This is a genomic window from Bacteroides graminisolvens DSM 19988 = JCM 15093, from assembly GCF_000428125.1.
GTDB lineage: Bacteria > Bacteroidota > Bacteroidia > Bacteroidales > Bacteroidaceae > Bacteroides > Bacteroides graminisolvens.
Genome location: NZ_ATZI01000014.1, coordinates 1 through 19,864, shown reverse-complemented (window position 1 = coordinate 19,864; position 19,864 = coordinate 1). Strand labels below are relative to the sequence as shown.

General features: G+C 44.5%; 16 protein-coding genes. 5 read left to right on the top strand and 11 right to left on the bottom strand.

The window, feature by feature from the left end; translation table 11 throughout:
* Positions 1-69: 69 nt before the first annotated feature.
* The 3 genes from C511_RS18145 to C511_RS0109935 form a co-directional block, all read right to left on the bottom strand.
* Positions 70-243, bottom strand: a complete 174-nt coding sequence (locus C511_RS18145) for a hypothetical protein (RefSeq protein WP_148297737.1) — start codon at positions 241-243, stop codon at positions 70-72.
* A complete protein-coding gene (locus C511_RS0109940) occupies positions 240-2,528 on the bottom strand; it encodes an NADP-dependent malic enzyme (RefSeq protein ID WP_024996840.1) in 2,289 nt (762 codons plus the stop codon). The genes C511_RS18145 and C511_RS0109940 overlap by 4 nt, the downstream gene beginning before the upstream one ends.
* 170 nt (positions 2,529-2,698) lie before the next feature.
* On the bottom strand, positions 2,699-3,982 hold the full coding sequence (locus C511_RS0109935) for an O-acetylhomoserine aminocarboxypropyltransferase/cysteine synthase family protein (RefSeq protein WP_024996841.1): 1,284 nt from the start codon (positions 3,980-3,982) through the stop codon (positions 2,699-2,701).
* Positions 3,983-4,152: 170 nt separating this feature from the next.
* Between C511_RS0109935 and C511_RS0109930 the strand changes: the two genes are divergently transcribed.
* A complete protein-coding gene (locus C511_RS0109930; RefSeq protein WP_024996842.1) occupies positions 4,153-4,647 on the top strand; it encodes a glutathione peroxidase in 495 nt (164 codons plus the stop codon).
* Positions 4,648-4,659: 12 nt separating this feature from the next.
* A complete protein-coding gene (locus C511_RS0109925; protein WP_024996843.1) occupies positions 4,660-5,103 on the top strand; it encodes a MarR family winged helix-turn-helix transcriptional regulator in 444 nt (147 codons plus the stop codon).
* On the opposite strand, the gene C511_RS0109920 is transcribed toward C511_RS0109925, so the two are convergent.
* The 5 genes from C511_RS0109920 to C511_RS16630 form a co-directional block, all read right to left on the bottom strand.
* Positions 5,085-5,888, bottom strand: coding sequence for a tRNA threonylcarbamoyladenosine dehydratase (locus tag C511_RS0109920; protein ID WP_024996844.1), 804 nt, complete (start codon positions 5,886-5,888; stop codon positions 5,085-5,087). The two genes, C511_RS0109925 and C511_RS0109920, sit on opposite strands and share 19 nt — an antisense overlap.
* 136 nt (positions 5,889-6,024) lie before the next feature.
* The gene (gene lpxA / locus C511_RS0109915) at positions 6,025-6,798 is read right to left on the bottom strand and encodes an acyl-ACP--UDP-N-acetylglucosamine O-acyltransferase (protein ID WP_027318099.1); all 774 of its coding nucleotides are present in this window, start codon (positions 6,796-6,798) and stop codon (positions 6,025-6,027) included.
* Between the two features lie 28 nt (positions 6,799-6,826).
* Entirely contained in the window at positions 6,827-8,206 is a 1,380-nt protein-coding gene (locus tag C511_RS0109910; RefSeq protein ID WP_024996845.1) for an efflux transporter outer membrane subunit, read from the bottom strand.
* Positions 8,203-11,397 carry an efflux RND transporter permease subunit gene (locus C511_RS0109905; RefSeq protein ID WP_027318098.1) on the bottom strand — a complete coding sequence of 1,065 codons (3,195 nt, stop codon included), beginning with the start codon at positions 11,395-11,397 and terminating at the stop codon, positions 8,203-8,205. Before C511_RS0109905 ends, C511_RS0109910 begins: the two co-directional genes overlap by 4 nt.
* Before the next feature lie 42 nt (positions 11,398-11,439).
* Positions 11,440-12,642: an efflux RND transporter periplasmic adaptor subunit gene (locus C511_RS16630; RefSeq protein WP_024996846.1), complete on the bottom strand. Its 1,203-nt coding sequence runs from the start codon at positions 12,640-12,642 to the stop codon at positions 11,440-11,442.
* Positions 12,643-13,723: 1,081 nt separating this feature from the next.
* Here C511_RS16630 and C511_RS0109895 point away from each other — a divergent pair.
* Positions 13,724-15,805 carry a BT4734/BF3469 family protein gene (locus C511_RS0109895; protein WP_024996847.1) on the top strand — a complete coding sequence of 694 codons (2,082 nt, stop codon included), beginning with the start codon at positions 13,724-13,726 and terminating at the stop codon, positions 15,803-15,805.
* Positions 15,806-15,883: 78 nt separating this feature from the next.
* Here C511_RS0109895 and C511_RS0109890 read toward each other — a convergent pair whose 3' ends face one another.
* Both C511_RS0109890 and C511_RS0109885 read right to left on the bottom strand, forming a co-directional pair.
* Positions 15,884-16,945 carry an NAD(P)H-dependent flavin oxidoreductase gene (locus tag C511_RS0109890; RefSeq protein WP_024996848.1) on the bottom strand — a complete coding sequence of 354 codons (1,062 nt, stop codon included), beginning with the start codon at positions 16,943-16,945 and terminating at the stop codon, positions 15,884-15,886.
* Between the two features lie 106 nt (positions 16,946-17,051).
* Positions 17,052-17,852 carry an AraC family transcriptional regulator gene (locus C511_RS0109885; RefSeq protein WP_027318097.1) on the bottom strand — a complete coding sequence of 267 codons (801 nt, stop codon included), beginning with the start codon at positions 17,850-17,852 and terminating at the stop codon, positions 17,052-17,054.
* 189 nt (positions 17,853-18,041) lie between these two features.
* Here C511_RS0109885 and C511_RS0109880 point away from each other — a divergent pair, with 189 nt between their 5' ends.
* Positions 18,042-18,425, top strand: coding sequence for a DUF2147 domain-containing protein (locus C511_RS0109880; RefSeq protein ID WP_024996850.1), 384 nt, complete (start codon positions 18,042-18,044; stop codon positions 18,423-18,425).
* Between the two features lie 584 nt (positions 18,426-19,009).
* Here the strand turns inward: C511_RS0109880 and C511_RS0109870 are convergent.
* The gene (locus C511_RS0109870) at positions 19,010-19,546 is read right to left on the bottom strand and encodes a DUF6268 family outer membrane beta-barrel protein (RefSeq protein WP_027318096.1); all 537 of its coding nucleotides are present in this window, start codon (positions 19,544-19,546) and stop codon (positions 19,010-19,012) included.
* A gap of 76 nt (positions 19,547-19,622) precedes the next feature.
* On the opposite strand from C511_RS0109870, the gene C511_RS0109865 reads away from it, so the two are divergent.
* Positions 19,623-19,864, top strand: a 242-nt coding sequence (locus C511_RS0109865; protein WP_034782169.1) for an ISAon1 family transposase N-terminal region protein, incomplete at its 3' end; no start/stop codon positions are given.

Below are 19,864 nucleotides of genomic sequence, written 5' to 3'. Positions count from 1 at the left end.
TAAATAAAATAGGCGATTAAATGTCAATTAGTACATTTAATCGCCTTTAAGTTATAAAATAGATACTATTTATCCTTTCTTTAGAGACTTGTAAACCGGAATAAAGACGAATCCACCCGATATGAGTAACATAACAATCGTTGGTCCATCAATTTGCTTTGCATTAACCAAAACCAGGTAACACAATGCCACCCATAAAAGGATAATGCATACTATTTGTGTTTTGGACAATTTACGTTTCATTTGATACTGGCTTTTTTCTTATCAACTAAGGCATCAATCACTGCAACTGCAGTAATGTTCACTATGTCACGAACCGAGCTTTCAATATCTGTGAAATGAATCGGTTTATTCAACCCCATCTGAATAGGGCCAATGAGTTCGGTGTCCGTCATTGCCTGAATGAGTTTATAACCGGAATTCGCAGAACTTAGGTTCGGGAATATCAGCGTATTTACATCCTTACCTTTCAAACGTGTAAACGGATATTTAGCGTCTCTTAATTCCGTGTTCATGGCAAAGTTAACCTGCATTTCTCCATCTATGGCTAATTCAGGATAATTTTTGTGCATAAAGGAAACTGCTTCGTGCACTTTTGCCGGACTGCCCGCCTGGTCGGAACCAAAGTTCGAATAAGAAAGCATAGCCATTATGGGAGTATGGTTGAAGAACCGCACGGTGTGCTCTGCCAGTTTGGCTACATCGATGAGTGTGTCCGTGTCGGGATGGCGGTTAATCAGCGTGTCGGCCAAGAAGTACGTTCCCTTTTTTGAGTTCAGGATGTGCATGGTGCCGAAGTGTTTATATTCAGACCTGATTCCGATTACTTCTTTTGCCACCTTTATCGTGTTGGTATACTTGGTGTACAAGCCGGTTATCATAGCATCGGCATCACCCGTTTCCACCATCATCATACCGAAATAGTTTCGCTCAAACATCTTATCGTTAGCTTCATCGTAAGTAGCACCTTCGCGAGCGCGCTTCTCGGCTAATATGTGAGCGTAACGTTCGCGGCGCTCCGTTTCACGGTCGTGTCGCAAATTCACAATCTCAATACCTTCCAGGTTCAAATCAAGTTCTTTGGCCAACTTCTCTATCTTTTCGTCGTTACCTAACAAAACGGGATGACAAATACCTTCCGCCTTGGCTTCAACGGCAGCTTTCAACATGTTTGGGTGACCACCTTCTGCAAATACCACCCTTTGAGGGTTTTGGCGTGCTGTTTCGTATAGCTGGCGGGTTAGCTTTGATTCATAACCCATCAACTCGCGTAAACGCAGTTTGTAAGCATCCCAGTCTTCAATCTGTTTGCGTGCTACACCCGATTGCATGGCGGCTTTAGCCACAGCCATAGATACTTCTGTTATCAGTCGGGGATCAACCGGTTTGGGAATGAAGTACTCCGGACCGAAAGTCAGGTTATTCACATGGTATGCAGCATTTACCACATCAGGTACCGGCTGTTTGGCGAGGTTCGCAATGGCGTGGACGGCAGCAATTTTCATCTCCTCATTGATAGCGGAAGCTTGAGTATCCAGAGCACCACGGAAAATATAAGGGAATCCAATTACATTGTTAATCTGATTAGGATAGTCGGAACGGCCGGTTGACATCAGCACGTCGGGACGTGATGCCATGGCATCTTCGTAAGATATTTCAGGAACCGGATTGGCCAGTGCAAACACAATGGGAGATGCAGCCATGCTTCTTACCATATCCTGAGACAACACATTGCCTCTTGAAAGGCCCAAAAATACATCGGCACCTTTTATAGCCTCTTCCAACGTGTGTATATCTGTTCTGTTTGTAGCAAAATACCGTTTTTGCTCATTCAGATCGGTGCGATTCTTGCTGATTACACCTTTGCTATCCACCATGACGATATTTTCCAGACGAGCTCCGAGTGAAACATAAAGTTTGGTGCAGGAAACAGCCGAAGCACCCGCACCATTCACTACGATCTTCACATCCTCAATCTTTTTGTTGGCTACTTGCAGAGCGTTGATCAGTCCGGCACTCGATATGATAGCCGTGCCATGCTGGTCATCGTGCATCACCGGTATGTCCAGCTCTTCTTTAAGTCTTCTTTCAATTTCGAAACATTCCGGTGCTTTTATATCTTCCAGATTGATACCACCAAAGGTGGGAGCGATGGCTTTAACAGCCTCAATGAATTTATCGGGATCTTTCTCTTCTATTTCAATGTCGAATACATCAATACCGGCATAAATTTTAAAAAGCAATCCTTTTCCTTCCATTACAGGCTTACCGCTCAGTGCGCCAATATCGCCCAAACCCAGTACGGCTGTACCATTAGAGATAACCGCGACCAGATTTCCTTTAGCTGTGTATTTGTACGCATCCTGAGGATTCTTTTCTATTTCCAGACAGGGTTCAGCCACACCCGGAGAGTAAGCCAGTGATAAGTCTGTTTGTGTACTGTAAGGTTTGGTAGGTACAACCTCAATCTTTCCGGGTTTGCCTTGAGAGTGGTAAAGCAAGGCTGCTTCTTTTGTAATTTTTGCCATATTCCAATATAATTGCTTAAATTAGTATCTACCCGCAAATTTAGCAAATAATGCGATGAATTGTTTTTATTTTGCCTTATTTCGCTTTAATTTAAATGCAAACAGGGCTAAATTTTATTAAATTATTTAGCCCTGTCCTTATATACTATGTATCTATCCTTTCGAAGGACTTAAATCTGTTCTAATGCTTGTTCGATATCTGTTATGATATCATCGGCATTCTCTATACCAACCGACAAACGGATGAGATCGGGTCGGACTCCAGCTTCCAATAACTGTTCATCGGTGAGCTGGCGGTGCGTGTGACTGGCCGGATGCAGTACGCAGGTTCGTGCGTCGGCCACATGTGTAACGATGGCTACTAGTTGTAGGGCATCCATAAAACGAATGGACACTTCCCGACCACCTTTTAAGCCGAAAGAGATTACCCCGCATGAACCATTGGGCATGTATTTTTGTGCTAGTTCGTAATACTTGTTATCGGGCAGGCCGCAATAATTAACCCAAGCCACCTTATCATTGTTATGCAGATAGGTAGCAACGGCGAGTGCATTTTTACAATGTTGAGGCATACGAAGATGCAACGTTTCCAATCCGATGTTTAGCAAGAATGCATTTTGCGGACTTTGAGTACTTCCCAAATCACGCATTAATTGTGCGGTAGCTTTGGTTATGTAAGCCATCTTACCGAAAGCTTTTGAATAAGTTAATCCGTGATAAGATTCGTCGGGAGTACAAAGGCCGGGGAATTTATCGGCATGCGCATCCCAGTCAAAGTTACCACTATCTACTATGCAGCCGCCAACCGATGTGGCATGTCCGTCCATGTATTTGGTGGTTGAATGCACCACGATATCTGCTCCCCATTCGAACGGACGGCAGTTGATGGGAGTAGGGAAGGTATTGTCAACAATGAGCGGCACTCCTTGCTTGTGTGCAATGCGGGCAAACTTTTCAATATCAAGTACCTCTAAAGAAGGGTTAGAGATGCTTTCGCCGAACAACGCTTTCGTGTTAGCCTGAAAAGCTTTCTCAATCTCCTCATCCGGAGCATCGGGGCTCACAAACGTAACCTCAATACCCAGTTTCTTGAGTGTAACGGCAAACAAGTTAAACGTGCCACCGTAAATGGATGATGAACACACAAAATGATCGCCCGCCTGACAAATGTTAAAGATAGCGTAGAAGTTGGCCGCTTGTCCGCTTGCCGTAAGCATGGCCGCCACACCACCTTCCAACGCAGCTATTTTAGCAGCAACAGCATCGTTTGTAGGGTTCTGTAAGCGAGTATAAAAATAGCCGCTCTCCTCCAAGTCGAAAAGTCGGGCCATTTGTTCGCTGGTGTCATATTTGAATGTCGTACTCTGATAGATGGGCAACACACGCGGCTCACCTTTTTTAGGCGTCCATCCCGCCTGAACACACAAGGTCTCCGGATTGAATTTCTTACTCATAATGATTTGGTATCTATATCAAATTATAATACGTTTTACTTTGTGTGGCAAATGTACCCGATTTTTTTTTTATTACCCGCTTTCTTTCAGATTAGATTTATTAACCATAAAATTTTGTTTTTATATTGTGTGCAATATAATTTTGCACCATTAATTATAAAACAACTTATATGGAAGCAACAATTTTCGATTTAAAAGCAACCGATAACAAAGGCGGAGAAGTCGATTTCTCTCAGTACAAGAATCAGGTGATGCTGATTGTCAACACAGCCAGTAAGTGTGGTTTTACTCCCCAATACAAAGCGTTGGAGGCGTTGCATCAAAAGTATAAAGACAAAGGACTGGTGGTAATTGGCTTTCCCTGCAATCAGTTTGCCAAACAAGAGGCAGGGAATGACAGCGAGATAGCTGCATTTTGTGAATTGAATTACGGAGTCACTTTTCCTCTGATGGCAAAGAGTGATGTGAACGGTAAGGATGCCAATCCCGTTTTTCGTTTTCTGAAGAAGAAAGCACCCGGTTTTATCTTTTCGGCTGTGAAGTGGAATTTTACGAAATTCCTGGTTGACCGCAGTGGTAAACGAGTTCTCCGCTTTTCACCGACAACAGATCCAGGCTCATTGGAGGCAGATATTGAACGATTTCTGGCTTCATCTGTTGATTAAATAAAAAGACTTATGGCATACGAAGAACTACTCCTATCCAATCAACTCTGCTTTTTGGTTTACCGATTGGACAGAGAAATTAATGCCCGGTACCGCCCTTTGCTGGCGGAACTGGGACTTACTTATCCGCAATACCTGGTTATGCTGGTTTTGTGGGAGGAAGACAACCTTAGCATCTCTGCTGTTTGCGAACGGCTAAAGCTGGATACCGGCACTATTTCTCCTCTTATTAAAAGACTGGAAGGATTGAAACTAGTCAAACGCAAACGCTCTAAAGAAGATGAGCGTTCCGTTCGTGTGAAACTCACCCAGGCAGGCAGCGAACTCCGAGAGAAAGCCAGACCGATACCGGCTAAACTCGGTTCTTGTGTATCGCTTACGCTGGAAGAGTATCAGGAATTTAAGACCACTCTCGAGAATATGCTGACCAAAATGGATCAGCAGAAGGAAGCATAAATATCTTCCATGATAAGACCGGCCAGTGTAAAACCAAAAATGGCGGTGGTGTGAGCCACCGTTCCGTTGATGCGTGCCTTTTTGCTGCACCATTCGTGATTGACCAGCTCCGGATCACCGGGACCGTTTTTTGTCTTCGGACAGAGGCAGGCTGCAGTTCCGCAGGCACTGTTGCCTCCTTTGTTTTCGAGCAATTCCTCGCTATACACGCACAAGAACTTTTTGGCCGGCTTTTCCCCTTTTTTCAGTCGCCTGCGCAACGCAGCCGCTAGCGGACAACCCTTCACTTTCCAGAATTCAGCTACATTTATCTTGGTCGGATCCATTTTCAATGCAGCCCCCATCGAAGAGACGAACCGCGCCGGTGTACGAGTCGCCGTACGAATGAGATGAACCTTGTTTTCCAAACTGTCAATGGCATCTACAATGTAATCATACGTATCCAGTTCAAACGAGTCGGCCGTTTCTTCGCTGTAAATCTGCTGCAAAGCACGAATCTCTGCTTGAGGGTTTATGTCGAGTAACCGTTCTTTTAACGCCTCCACTTTGACCTGCCCCACTGTTTTGGTGGTAGCCATGAGCTGACGGTTTACGTTGGTAACACATATCCGGTCGGAATCTACCAGTGTCAGTTTGCTTACTCCCGATCTGACAAGGCTTTCCGCACACCAGCTTCCAACCCCACCCACGCCGAAAATGATCACTTTCACGTTGGCGATGCGATCCATTACCTCGTCGCCCAATAACAATTCCGTTCTTTTGAAGATACCTTTTTCCAATCCCATTTTAATTCTTTTCCAAATTCAGAGCGCAAAAATACAATAAATATTCCACTTACACAGAGGCCACATAAAAAAAGCAGTGCCAACAGCTGCCTCAGTAGAAGCATCAGTCGGCACCGCCTTGAAGTCCGGTTCTTCTTTATTTCAAGATACCGTTGTTATTTTCTTCCGATTCACGCACGAAGTTGATGATGTTTTCTATCTCCGGGCTCATGGGAACCTGATCATGAATACGCATCAACGCATCGAAAGTACTTGTATTTCCGTGATAAATCAAGCGGTAAGCCGTGGCTATGTGCTTTTGAATTTTCTCAGGGAAATTGTTTTTGGTCAGCACAATGCTGTTGATGTCATAATAATGCGTGGGGTTACCCGATACGATGATGTAAGGAGGAATATCCTTGTCGAAACGGCAACCGCCTCGGACCATACTCCACTGAGCCACGTGTGCTCCCTGTACCACCGCCGAGCTGCCGATGATAGCATGGGAATCAATCACACTGTTGCCCGATACCTTCACACCGTAACCAAACACACAATGATCGGCAATCTTGCTGTCGTGCGAAATGTGCACCCCTTCGAACAGCGTGTTCTTGTTACCCAGTACCGTGGCATCACCCTTGAACGTGGCACGGTTAATCACCACATTTTCGCGGATGGTGTTGTCGTTGCCTATAATCAGCTCCGACTCATCACCGGTGAAGTTGAAATCTTGCGGCAAAGCCCCCAGCACCGTGTTTTGAAACACACGGTTGCCCGATCCCATCTTCGTACCTTTGAGCACGCTCACGAATGGCATGATCACACAGTTATCGCCTATCTCCACATCCTTTTCAATGTAGGCAAACGGATATATCTCTACGTTCTTCCCGATCTTTGCGCTCGGGTCAACGAATGCTTGCGGACTAATCATAATCTATCCTTGTTTAAACGGTTCCACATTATCTTCCTCCTCCCAGTGCATAGTAAAGGTTTACCACCGCCTGCATGCGGTAGAAATCATCCGATACCTTTGACAGCTGAGCACCCAGTAGCGACTTCTGTGCGGTAAGCACCTCCAGGTAGCTGGCCGAACCTAAGTTGAACAACTGTTGCGTATAGTTTACCACTCTTTCCAGCGAGCGAACCTGATCAGCTTCCAATCGGCTTTTCTCGGTCGACGAGTTGTAGAGTACCAGCGCATTGCTTACCTCGCTACCCGCATTGAGCAACGAATACTGGAATGCCAATAACGCCTCTTCCTGCTGAGCCTTTGCCACTTTCAGGTTAGCGATGAGCTGACCCTTGTTGAACAGCGGTTGCGTAAGCGAACCCACAGCGGAAGCAATCATCTTTCCCGGGTTTAGAATAGCCGCCCCTGCATTGTTGGTCCAACCCAACGCACCTGTAATGGTGAGGCTGGGGTAGAAGGCCGAATAAGCCTGGTTGGTTACGTAGTACGCCGAAGCCAAAGACATTTCGCTCTGCTTCACATCCGGACGGTTAGCCAATAGCTGCACCGGTACACCTGTTGCCAGATGAGCGGGTAACTCCTGCTCGTCAATACGACCGCGGTCAACCGTTTGCGGAACCTGACCCAGTAAGAGCGACAATGAATTTTCCGTTTCACGAATCTGTCGGCGCAATTCCGCCAGCGAAGCCTGCACACTCAAATAGTTTGCTTCAGTGGAAGACACGGCCGATTCGTTGGCACTACCAATCGTCATCAGCTTACGGGTTGTTTCCACGCTCTGCTTCCACGCTTCCGCAGTTTCCAAGCTGATCTCCAATTGCTTGTCGAGCATCAGCAACGTATAATACGTATTGGCAATGCTGGCTATAACACGTGTTTTTACCGCCTGTTGATAAGCCTTGCTTTGCAACAACAATGCCTTCTTGCTTCTTTCAGCGTTCAGTAACTTACCGAATAAATCAACCTCCCAGCTGGCACTTACAGGCAGTTGGTACGTCTGTGTTGCTTTGGCATGATCAAAGCTGCTTACCGTACCTTGCGGAGTGAGTGCGAACGAAGGCAGGAATGACAACCGTGCCGAAGTTAACATCGCTTCCGCCTGTTTCACCTTCAGTGAAGCCGACAACAGATCGGTGTTATTCTCCAAACCCTTCTGAATGAGCGCTTGCAGCTTCGGGTCGGTGAATACCTCCGTCCACGGCAAGTTGCCCATGTTGGTCGTGTCGGTCACCGCCAGCGTGTCATTTACCGACGCTGTATCGCGGTACAAACCGCTTGTGGTAACATCCGGACGATCATACGATGAGTAGATGCGGCAGCTGCTCAGCAGAGCAGTTGCACACACCATTAATAATATCTGTTTTTTCATTTCTTTTTATCCTTATGTAGATTAGTATACTGCTCAAGCTCTGCCTTGATCACCTGTTGGTTGGCACCTTCCCAATGCAACGGCTTAATCTTCTCCTGAATAGACTGGAAGATGACAAAGAGTGCGGGAACGATGAAAATCTGGCAAATCATACCAATTAACATACCGCCTACAGCACCTGTACCGAGCGAGCTGTTACCGTTAGCACCAACCCCCGATGCAAACATCAGCGGCAGCAAACCGATAATCATGGCGAACGAAGTCATCAAGATGGGTCGCAAACGAGCTGCAGCCGCCAAGATGGCACTCCAGGTGATAGCCATACCCGTTTTCCTTCGCTCCAGAGCGAACTCGGTAATCAGAATGGCATTCTTGGCAAGCAACCCGATCAGCATGATCAACGCAATCTGCAAATAGATATTGTTCTCCACACCCATCATGTTGGCAAAGATAAACGTACCGGCCAAACCGAAGGGCAGTGACAAGATCACCGTCAGCGGCAGAATGTAACTTTCGTACTGCGCACTCAAGATGAAGTATACGAACATGATACACAACAAGAAGATCACAGCCGTAGAGTTGCTGGAACTCTGTTCCGAACGGGTCAGTCCGGCAAACTCATAGCCATAGCCGGCAGGTAGTGTCTGGGCAGCCACCTCTTGAATCGCCTTGATGGCATCACCCGAACTGTATCCGGGAGCCGGAGAACCATTCACACCCATGGAGGTAAACATGTTGAAACGGCTGATGTTTTGCGGACCGTATATTTTCTTCATGGTGATGTACTCACTGACAGGAGCCATTTCACTACCGTTGCGCAAATAGATATTGTTCAGTGACTCGGGACTTATACGATAGTTGGCATCCGCCTGAATCATGACACGATACAACTTACCGAAACGGTTGAAGTTCGATGCATACAATCCACCGTAATACCCCTGCAAGGTGGTCATCACATCGGCCGGACTGATACCTGCCCGTTTACACTTAGCCACATCCACGTCAATCATGTATTGAGGGAAGCGAGGGTCAAACGTACTTTGAGCAGCAGCAATTTCAGGTCTTTCGGTCAGCTTGGCCAAGAATCCCTGCGCAATGCCGAAGAACTTATTGATATCACCACCGGTTTTATCCTGCAAGTTGAACTCGAATCCGTTAGTTATACTGAATCCCGGAATCATAGGTGGAGCAAAGATCAGAATCTGCGCATCTTTGATGGTGCTAACCTGTGCATACATCAGTCCGATGACTGAGTTTACATCCTGTCCTTTCTCCTCACGCTCTTCCCACGGTTTGAGACGACAGATGATGGTACCGTATGAACTACCTTGTCCGGCCAAGAAGCTGTAACCCGATATCTGAGAACGGAACTTCACCAGCGGATTCATTTCCAGCATCTTATCAACCTGATTCATGACTACCTGAGTTTTCTCCAGCGAAGTACCGGGAGGCAAACTGACAGTGATAAAGAACGTACCTGTATCCTCGTTAGGAACCAGTCCGGTACGCGTTTTCATCATCAGGAATCCCAGCAGCAATGTAGCTACCACGAATGTACCCAGTGAAAGCCATTTGCGTTTGATAAAGAACTGAACCCCGTTTTTATATTTATTCAACGTTACATCATAAGCCGCGTTGAATGCTTTGTGGAAACGATCTATGCGACTAAGTTTCTTCTCGCCGTGACCTTCCTGATGCGGTTTCAGTAAGATAGCACAAAGAGCCGGACTCAACGTCAAGGCGTTGACAGCCGAAATCACGATGGCGATAGCCAGCGTCACACCAAACTGCGTGTAGAACACACCCGAAGTACCCCCCATGAACGTAACCGGAATAAACACGGCCGCCATAACCAGCGTAATAGAAACGATAGCACCGCCAATTTCACTCATGGCATCGATAGACGCCAGTCGGGCCGACTTATACCCCTCGTCGAGCTTGGCATGCACGGCTTCCACCACCACGATGGCATCATCCACCACAATGGCTATGGCCAGCACCAGAGCGAAGAGCGTCAGCAAGTTGATGCTGAAACCAAATATCGAAAGGAAGAAGAACGTACCCACCAATGATACCGGAACAGCAATAGCCGGAACCAGTGTAGAGCGGAAGTCCTGCAAGAAAATATATACCACGATGAACACCAAGATAAATGCCTCGATCAACGTCTTAATTACCTCGTGAATTGAAGCATACAAGAAGTCGTTACTGTTCATCATCTCATCATACGTCACACCCGGAGGAAAACTCTTCGAAGCCTCCTCAAGTGTTTGCTGTACATCTTTTACAATCTGAGTAGCGTTTGATCCCGCTGTTTGATACACGGCACAAACCACACCCGGCGTACCTTGCGAGAATGTTTCTACCGAGTAGCTAAGGCCACCCAGTTCCACACGCGCCACATCTTTCAGACGTAACACCTCACCGTTTTCGGTAGCCCGGATAACAATATTCTCAAATTCGCTTGTTTCCTGCAAACGACCTTTGTAACGCATTACATATTGAAAGGACTGGTTGCCACTTTCACCAAACTGCCCCGGAGCCGCCTCAATGTTCTGTTCGGCCAATGCAGCTGTTACGTCGCTCGGAACCAGTTTATACTGCTTCATCACATCCGGTTTCAACCAAATACGCATTGAATACGTCTTGGCACCGAAAGCCTGTGCACTACCCACACCCGAGATACGTTTAATCTGCGGTAAGATGTTGATGTTTGTATAGTTTTGCAAGAACTCCTCACTGTAACGGCCGTCTGTGCCGTGAACAGAGAAGATCACCAACATACTGCTCTGGCGTTTTTCGGTAGTTACACCCACCTTTACGACCTCGGCCGGTAACAAGTTGGTAGCCGACGATACACGGTTCTGCACATTGACGGCAGCCATATCGGGGTCCGAACCCTGCTTAAAGTAAATGGTAATGGTAGCACCACCACTATTTGTTGCACTGGAAGTCATGTACGTCATGTTTTCCACACCGTTTATGGCCTCTTCCAGCGGAGCAATCACACTATTGAGCACAGTCTGTGCATCGGCGCCAGGGTAACTGGTACTTACCTGAATGGTAGGCGGTGCAATATCCGGATATTGTGTTACGGGCAGGGAAAACAATCCCAAGACACCCAGTATCACTATCAGGATAGAGATAACCGTGGAAAGCACCGGGCGGTTAATGAATTTATCTAATTTCATGATTCTGTCTTAACTAATTAATTCGTTTACTAGCAGTGACGCTTATTTCTTCTTTCCGGCCAGTCCGGCACTCATGTGAACCGCCTGTTCCTGTTTGGCTGCCGATTCAGCTTCTGTAATCGGTTTAATCTGCATACCGTCTTGCAACGAAGCAATACCTTCCACCACAATGCGGTCGCCGGCTTTCAGTCCGGCAGTCACCAAGTAGTCGGCTCCGTTATCGAGCTGAGCCACCTCAATCATCGTGCTGGCCACCTTGTTATCGGCTTTTACTACATAAACATACTTCTTATCTTGCACCTCAACGGTAGCCGTTTGCGGAATCAAGATCACATTGTCTGATTTATAAGGAATAACCACAGAACCCGATCCACCGCTTTTCAGTAAGTGATTAGGGTTTTTGAATGTAGCACGCAAGCGAACCGATCCGGTTGACTGATCGATCACCCCACTTACCGTTTCAATTTTACCGGTTTCAGTGTACACCGATCCGTCGGCTAGTTTCAGTTGTACAGCCGGGAAACTCTTTAGTACATTGGCAGTCGTACCGTTTTGGCGAGACATCTCCAGCAACTGTTTTTCCGTCATGGAGAAGTACACAAACATCTCATCGATGTTAGATACCGTTGTGAGCGGAGTAGCAATGCTTGAACTAACCAAACTACCTACACGATAAGGGATAGTACCCACCACCCCGTTCGACGGACTGGTTACGTTGGTGTATGATAAGTTTTGACGTGCTGTAATGAGTTGAGCTTTCGCCTGACTCAAGTTTGCTTCTGCCGTGATTCGATTATTCTCTGCCATTTGCAGTTCATAGCTTCCTATGATTTTCTGATCAAACAAATCCTTCTTATTCTTAGCGGTGAGTACTGCTGTAGCCACAGCCGCCTGTGCTACTTTCACAGAAGCCTCGGCCTGCTGAACAGCTGCTTTGTATTGTACGGGATCAATTACAAAGAGAGTTTGTCCTTTGCGGACCACATCACCTTCGTCAACGCCAAGTTTCGTAATGAAACCGCCAACTTGCGGTCTGATTTCGATGTCCTGTTTACCTTCGATGGCAGCCGGATACGAACTTTGCAGTTCAGTATTGGTGGTTTGCAGTGTGCGTACTGCATACTCCAACTGCCCTTCCATGCCACCCTGCTGTTTGTTTCCGCAGGAAGCGAGTGAGATACTAAGAGCAAAAACGGCTAGTTGCCATGCTCTGCTAGTAAGGGAACGGTTAATTTTCGTTTTCATACTTTCTTAAGTGTATTGTATAATTCTGGACTAATATTAATAACGTATGTTTTGTTTTTGTGTTTTCAAAATACCCCATAAAGTTAACATGCTATCCTATTCATGATTTAATAATTTAAAGAAAACTTTTTTATATATACTAGTTTTTGCGTGCAAATGTAGCATAATAAAGTATAACTTGTAACTTCTTAACGCGTAATATTAATTTTTTTTTGCCTTGGTTAACGGCTTTCTGTTTCTCTTTGTTCCGTTTGTCGTATTTAACTTCTGATAAATCACACTCCGCCCTCTTTTTTTATGATTTATTTACATTGCCCGACAATTATGTGTAACTTGGCGCCACGAATATAAAACATTGATTGTTTGTGCCATTGTAAAAACGAGACATTTTCTGCTTGCACGTTTATACGACCTTCCTCCCAGAGAAAAAAAATGTGGTTTACCCTCACTTACCCTCACTAACCTACTTGAAATCCCTTGTCAATAGGCTATGCAGAGGAGTGATAGTAAAAAATGTCTACCACTAAATTAACAGTTTTACCCTCACTATCTATCACTTTTAACTAAGTCTATAGATTCATTAACTCCAATTTAACTAAAAAAGCGACGATGTTTCGCCTATTTCGAGTGTTTTTGATGAAAAAAGTCCTTGTTATGACCTCATAGTTCTTCGTTTAAGGCATATACTTGGTTGCTTCGATGTGTTTTTGCGTTGATTCGTTTTTGAATAAAGTTGTTCTAAACTTACCGGATACTAAGCCCTTTTCTGCCGACAACTAGTTCGTCACGCATACCCGTTCCATTCGTCCCCGCATGCGGTGACTCATAGCCCCGCATGCGGGGACATTCGTCACAGGTAGCGGGGACGAACTGTATATAAAAAGGAAATGGCTTAGTTTGCCTAGCCAATTTGCTTAGCGTAGAGCTTCTTAGCCAAATTCGATAATGTAAGTCGGCCAAACTAAGGACTAAAAATCGGCCAAACTAGAGAATATTAAATTATTTGTTTGGTTTTTGTGAAGAGAAATGTGTATCTTTATGGCCGGAAAAATCACGTTGATTGACCTTAAAAATATACCGTTTGAAGATAACACATATAAAAGACAACGGCAAAACTAAGACTTGTCGTGTACTGATGCTGGACGAACTTGTTCAGCTTCTCTGTGAAAAGAAATCCAAGGACTTGATAGATGACATGCGATACGAACTGAAGTACGCCCGAAAAGGTGAACAAGCGTTTTGCGTGCAAAAGATTCCACAAATAATTCCTGCCGCGACTTATCGAAAAGTCAAGGGCGTTATTCAACAAACCGGTTACAACGGAGTGGTGCAGCTCGAAGTCAATGATCTGGCGGGCGAGCACGAAGCACGCATGGTGAAACAAACCGTGGCCGATTTGCCTCAGACATTGCTGGCCTTTACCGGGTCGAGCGGACGAAGTGTGAAGATATGGGTGCGTTTTCAACGGCCCGACGGCAGTTTGCCCGATACCCGGCGTGACATGGAACTGTTTCACGCCCACGCTTACCGACAGGCATACCGCATCTATCAGCCTATGCTGAGCTTCCCAATCGAAATGAAAGAGCCGGTGATTGACAGAGCCTGCCGCTTCACGTTCGATGCCGAACCGTTCTACTCGCCTCAGGCTCAGCCGTTGGTGTTGCAGCAACCGCTGGAGATGCCTGCCGAATTGAGTTACAAAGAAGCCGTGACCTCGGAACCGGAGCCGATGAAGCGCATGCTGCCGGGTTACAGCAGTTATCATACCCTTTCGCTATTGTTTGACAACGCACTGAGTGATGCACTGAAAGGACAGAGCAGCGAGGAAGGAGAGGAGGAGTTCAAAGCTTTGCTGGTTCGCCTAGGCACGAATTGTTATAACTCGGGCATACCCGAAGACGATGCCGTGCGGTGGACTTACTACCATTACAGAGAGGAAGAACAAGAATTGCTGATACGCACCACGCTGCGCAATACGTATGAGATTGCCCGTACCCCTTTTGGCAGCAAACCCTGCATCAACCCCGAGATGGCGCTGGCCATAGCCACCGAAGAGTTTATGAAAAGACGGTACGAATTGCGTTACAACAACCAGATGGGCGAAGTGGAGTATCGCGAACGAAACACCTTTTGTTTCAGTTTCAAGCCTATAACGGAGCGTGTGCTCAACAGCATTGCTTTTAATGCGATGAAAGAAGGACTCAAAGTGTGGGACAGGGATGTGAAACGCTACTTGTACTCGGATGCTGTACCTGTGTTTAAGCCCATAGAAGAATACCTTTGCGACCTACCCCGGTGGGACGGACGCGACCGCATTCGCGAGCTGGCCGATGCTGTTCCCTGCAACAACCCTTTCTGGCGCGACTTGTTTTACCGTTGGTTTCTCAGCATGGTAGCCCATTGGAGAGGGTATAGCAATACTCACGCAAATAGCACATCGCCCTTGTTGGTTGGTCCGCAAGGGTCCAAGAAGTCGACTTTTTGCTTGTCCATCATGCCTCCCGAGTTGAGACAATATTACACAGACAGCATTGATTTCGGGCGTAAGCGTGATGCCGAACTGTTTTTGAATCGCTTTGGCTTGATTAATATTGACGAGTTCGATCAAATTACCACCAACCAGCAAGCCTTTTTGAAGCACATACTCCAGGCACCGGTGGTGAAAACCCGTCGCCCCCACGGTCGCAGCGTGCAGGAACTTCGTCGCTACGCCTCTTTTATTGGTACCAGCAACCACAAAGACCTGCTGACCGACACATCGGGTAGCCGTCGTTTCATCTGCATCGAAGTGACGGATGTGATTGATTTGAGTCGCCCCATACACTACGAACAGCTCTATTCGCAGGCCCTTGCCGCCATTTATGGTGGTGAACGCTATTGGTTTGACCGCGAAGAAGAGCAACTTGTTACCACACACAACCAAGATTTTCAGGAAGTATCACCCTTGGAAGAATTGTTTCAGCAATATTTTCGTCCCGCCAATAAGAACGAAGAAGGCGAGTGGTTGCTTGCCGTGGGCATATTGGAACACATTCGCCGCAAGAGTGCCTTGCGCCTCAGCACCGGTAAGATTGTGCACTTTGGTCGTTTGCTCACCCGCATTGGTGTTATTTCACGACGATGCAGTGAGGGAAAAGTTTATTTTGTGGTGAAAAAAGAGTAGCTTTCCTAAGAGTACAGATTTAATCTTATAAAGTGTATAAAAAAATACGGGCTGTTCAATCAGTCCGTATTTTTTTAGTTATGCATTTGCAACATTAAACTCTGCTTTTAGAATTGACACAATCTCTTTGACGCTGCTTATCTTTTTAGCTAAATAAGCGTTTGCACCGGCAAAAGTATATCCTTTTTGCATGTCGCCCTTGTAGGCGTTGTACAATGCTCGTATAATGCAGTAAGGACTTTTGGTGTAATCGCAGGTCTTAATGCAGTGCACAGGGCAATTTTTGGGAGTTTCCAATCCTGCACATACTCTTTCCATAAACGCACTGTTAATGGCGCGGCCCGGCATACCTACAGGGCTGTTTATAATTTGTATGTCTTCTTTCTTGGCTGAAATGTATGCTTGTTTGAACGCATCGGCAGCATCACATTCGTAAGTGGTAACGAAGATGGATCCCATTTGTACGCCCGAAACTCCAAGATTGATCAGGCGAGAGATGTCACTTCCGGTTGATATGCCTCCGGCTGCAATAACGGGTATCTGTTTGATTTCCTTGTATGAATTTGCTATTTCAATGACTCCGGGTAGGATTTCTTCCAGTGAAAATGATTCGTTGAAGATTTGATCTTTTTTAAATCCGAGGTGACCGCCGGCTTTAGGGCCTTCTACCACTATGGCATCGGGCAGGTAGTTATAATTTAGGTACCATTTTTCGCAGATTACTTTGGCGGCACGGGCCGACGATACGATAGGTACTAATTTGGTTTCACTGTCGGCGGTTTTGTAAAGGGGCAAGTCTAGTGGCAGCCCGGCGCCGGCAAAGATTATATCTGCTTTCTCGGCTATGGCAGTGCGTGCCATATCTGCAAAGTTTGATAGGGCTACCATGATGTTGACTCCGATTATTCCTGTGGTCTTTTCTCGGGCTATGCGCAACTCTTCTTGCAAACCCCAAATGCAATTTTGGAGAAAATCACCGTGTCCTTTGTGGATTAATCCTAATCCGGCACACGATATAACTCCTACTCCTCCTTCATTTGCAACGGCCGATGCCAGCCCCGAAAGAGATACTCCAACTCCCATTCCACCTTGTACTATGGGGAGTTTAACTTCTAAATTTCCAATAAAAAACGATTTCATCATACTTGAAATATGTCTCACAATTATGGCATAAAGGTAGTAGTTGGAGCATGAACACAAGTAGGACTTTTTTGCCTATTATAGGTACTTTCTGGCGTTTTAATGCTTATTGGCGAAATTTTTCCAGAAAGACAGAAGGGGAGAGGATGACTTTTTTCTTGAATATACGCGAAAAGTAAGAGGGGTCTTCAAAGCCGAGGTGGTAGGCAATGGTGCTGACGCTCAATTGACTGTACACTAAAAGGCGTTTGGCTTCGGCTATTTTAAGTTCCAGAAGAAATTGCTTGGCGGAGCTTCCTGCAAACTTGTGACATAGATCGTTGAGGGAGGCCAGTGATACTTGCAGGCTGTTGGCGTATTGTTCCATTGATTGAAACTTGATGTTTTTGGAAAGAATCAGTTCTTTAAATTGACTCAGCAGGGTGCTTTTTTCCTTATGATCGGTTTCAACTTCATGAATATCTTCTGAGATGAGGGAATAAAAATAAGATAGGTCAATCTCAATGCCTGAAGTTACGTTTTTATTAATCATATTCTCAATGACCAGTTTTAATAACGGAGTTTTCTCGCAGCTGAGGTCTATATAGGGTGAATGAACGGCTATTCCCAGCTGCGCAGCTACTGCTTTGTCGAACATAAGTACGTAGCCTTTTGCGTCATTGCTATACAGGCGGTTGTGTATTTGCTCCGGTGAGGTAAGGAATATTCTGTTGGGTTGAATGGAATATTCTGCGAAGTCAATAATGGCTGTTCCATTTCCTTCCGTGAACCAGGTGATGGAATAAAAATTTCGTTTATGGGGCCATGCTAAACCGATTTGATCTATTTTTTCAAGCGGACAAACGTAATTTAATACCTGCTTAGATAACGCAGGGCATATATCTTTAATGGTGTACTCCTTTAACATGGCTCAAAGATACGAATAATGTGATATTTGCAGTTTAAATTCGAAATTTTAACTAAGATTTGAGTTAAGATAGCGAATGTGGATGAGTAGGGCAGTTGAACTGCCAATATGTCCATTTCACACAGAAATGACTTTTTTGAACCGTTTTTTCATTCTATATTTGTTTTCAAACAAGTAAACATAGAAAATATGAAAAGATTATTTTTTGCTTTGGTCATAATACTAATAGGCGTAAAAGTCTCTGCCCAAGTTTCCGGTGATAAGATTTTAGGCAAATGGATTAACGAGGACAAAACTCGCATCATTGAATTTGTGAAGAATGGTTCAGCGTATGATGCTATTATTCGGAAAGCTGAGAATTCGGATGTAATTGGTCGGAAGCAAATTACGCAACTAGTTTCTGCTGGTGAGGGAGCTTATAATAATGGTATTATACACATTATAAAAGGAAATAAAACGGTGAATTGTAAGGCTAACCTCCTTACAAATGGAAAACTGGAAATAAAGGCAAGTAAAGGACTTATAAGTAAATCACAGGTCTGGGGCAGATATAATGAGGTGATAAAGAACTAAATAGTATTACCTATTTAAGTTAATTGCTCATATTTTATTCGGGTACGTATGTGCCATGAAATGTCAATGTTATTTTTATAAGATATAACTAACAAACATATAATTGTGTTTCTTATTTTTTCTTGTAGACTTTCTGATTTGCATAAAAAGATATTTAATGCGTAATCTAATTCTTGCGAGAAGGATGATTTTTGCATGTAACTCTGTGTCTCAAGGGCTATAGAACTATTTAAAAACAGTGGATTTATATTAATTAAGTTGAGGTGTTTGTTTCCAGCCCAATGTAGCAAGCAAATAATAGCGCATGCCAAATGGTCTTCCATACTGTTTTTTATGAATAGGTCGAAACTAAGTATAAATGATTTTTTATTAAAATGATGCTCGTTCTCAAATTCCTTAAAATTACTTTTACTGCTAAATTTCTGTTTTTTATTAGCTTTAATTGCCTTATGTATAGAATTTATGAGAAACATCTTATATCGAAATTGTACAAAAAAGTGGCTTTTAAGATTTAATATGTTTTCTCTGTGTATTTGGTGGCTCAGGGTATGTAAGTCTACGACGTTATTCATGTTATGATGGTTTTAAGGATTAAGTGATATACCAATACTAAGAAAAAATGCAGGGTCCTGATTAAAAGATAATATGTGTTCACTCATTTTCTTCCCGGTTTCAACTATTTTGGAATTTATCATTTGAGTTATGCCGGTTTTTATATATACAATAACGGGTTGGAAATTGTGTTCATAGGTTATTCCCGACTGGATAAGTATTTCTCTGTAGTTATAACTGTCTTTATATTTTTCTTTTTCGGGGTAAAGATAAAATTGATTTGTTCTGAGTTCGCTTGATAATGAGATTCTACCGTTTTTGCCCGTGTCATTTAATAAAGAAATTCGTTGCGGTAATATAGCTATCAAACTCCATTTTCTGCTTAATTTTTGTTGCCAGCTTAATATAGGGATTACGGGCGCTAATGCGGTTGCATCATAATTTAATGATAAACCGGCAGATAAAGTGCTAGTGGTAGTTTTTTTGAGAATTAGTAATGCACTACATGTTGCCTTCCACGATTCGATCTGTTTTTCACTACCGTCAACTATCAATGAAATGTTATACATAGCTGGCTTTCCGAAGGATCATACCGAAATCCTGAGGGGCTTTGATTGATAATCTTTATCTTTGGCCCAAAAACTTATGAATTACGATATCTTCCTTCGTTTTATCTTTCCCGATGGCATGTTTGATTACTTCAACATGGTTCGTTTCAATGAACTTGCCGATAAAGTTGAAATCTATTTTGAGGAGAAAAATAATCCTCCTGAAGAATATCAACAGGATAAGCTTGAAAGCAAAGGGTTCTATGAGGAAGTTCGTATGCATGATTATCCCATGCGTGGACGGAGCTGTATCCTTTATATAAAGAAACGCAGGTGGTA

Excerpts from the sequence above, each read along its gene's own strand:
- C511_RS18145 (WP_148297737.1), bottom strand. The coding sequence starts at position 243 with ATGAAACGTAAATTGTCCAAAACACAAATAGTATGCATTATCCTTTTA.
- C511_RS0109940 (WP_024996840.1), bottom strand. The coding sequence starts at position 2,528 with ATGGCAAAAATTACAAAAGAAGCAGCCTTGCTTTACCACTCTCAAGGC.
- C511_RS0109935 (WP_024996841.1), bottom strand. The coding sequence starts at position 3,982 with ATGAGTAAGAAATTCAATCCGGAGACCTTGTGTGTTCAGGCGGGATGG.
- C511_RS0109930 (WP_024996842.1), top strand. The coding sequence starts at position 4,153 with ATGGAAGCAACAATTTTCGATTTAAAAGCAACCGATAACAAAGGCGGA.
- C511_RS0109925 (WP_024996843.1), top strand. The coding sequence starts at position 4,660 with ATGGCATACGAAGAACTACTCCTATCCAATCAACTCTGCTTTTTGGTT.
- C511_RS0109920 (WP_024996844.1), bottom strand. The coding sequence starts at position 5,888 with ATGGGATTGGAAAAAGGTATCTTCAAAAGAACGGAATTGTTATTGGGC.
- lpxA (WP_027318099.1), bottom strand. The coding sequence starts at position 6,798 with ATGATTAGTCCGCAAGCATTCGTTGACCCGAGCGCAAAGATCGGGAAG.
- C511_RS0109910 (WP_024996845.1), bottom strand. The coding sequence starts at position 8,206 with ATGAAAAAACAGATATTATTAATGGTGTGTGCAACTGCTCTGCTGAGC.
- C511_RS0109905 (WP_027318098.1), bottom strand. The coding sequence starts at position 11,397 with ATGAAATTAGATAAATTCATTAACCGCCCGGTGCTTTCCACGGTTATC.
- C511_RS16630 (WP_024996846.1), bottom strand. The coding sequence starts at position 12,642 with ATGAAAACGAAAATTAACCGTTCCCTTACTAGCAGAGCATGGCAACTA.
- C511_RS0109890 (WP_024996848.1), bottom strand. The coding sequence starts at position 16,945 with ATGAAATCGTTTTTTATTGGAAATTTAGAAGTTAAACTCCCCATAGTA.
- C511_RS0109885 (WP_027318097.1), bottom strand. The coding sequence starts at position 17,852 with ATGTTAAAGGAGTACACCATTAAAGATATATGCCCTGCGTTATCTAAG.
- C511_RS0109880 (WP_024996850.1), top strand. The coding sequence starts at position 18,042 with ATGAAAAGATTATTTTTTGCTTTGGTCATAATACTAATAGGCGTAAAA.
- C511_RS0109870 (WP_027318096.1), bottom strand. The coding sequence starts at position 19,546 with ATGTATAACATTTCATTGATAGTTGACGGTAGTGAAAAACAGATCGAA.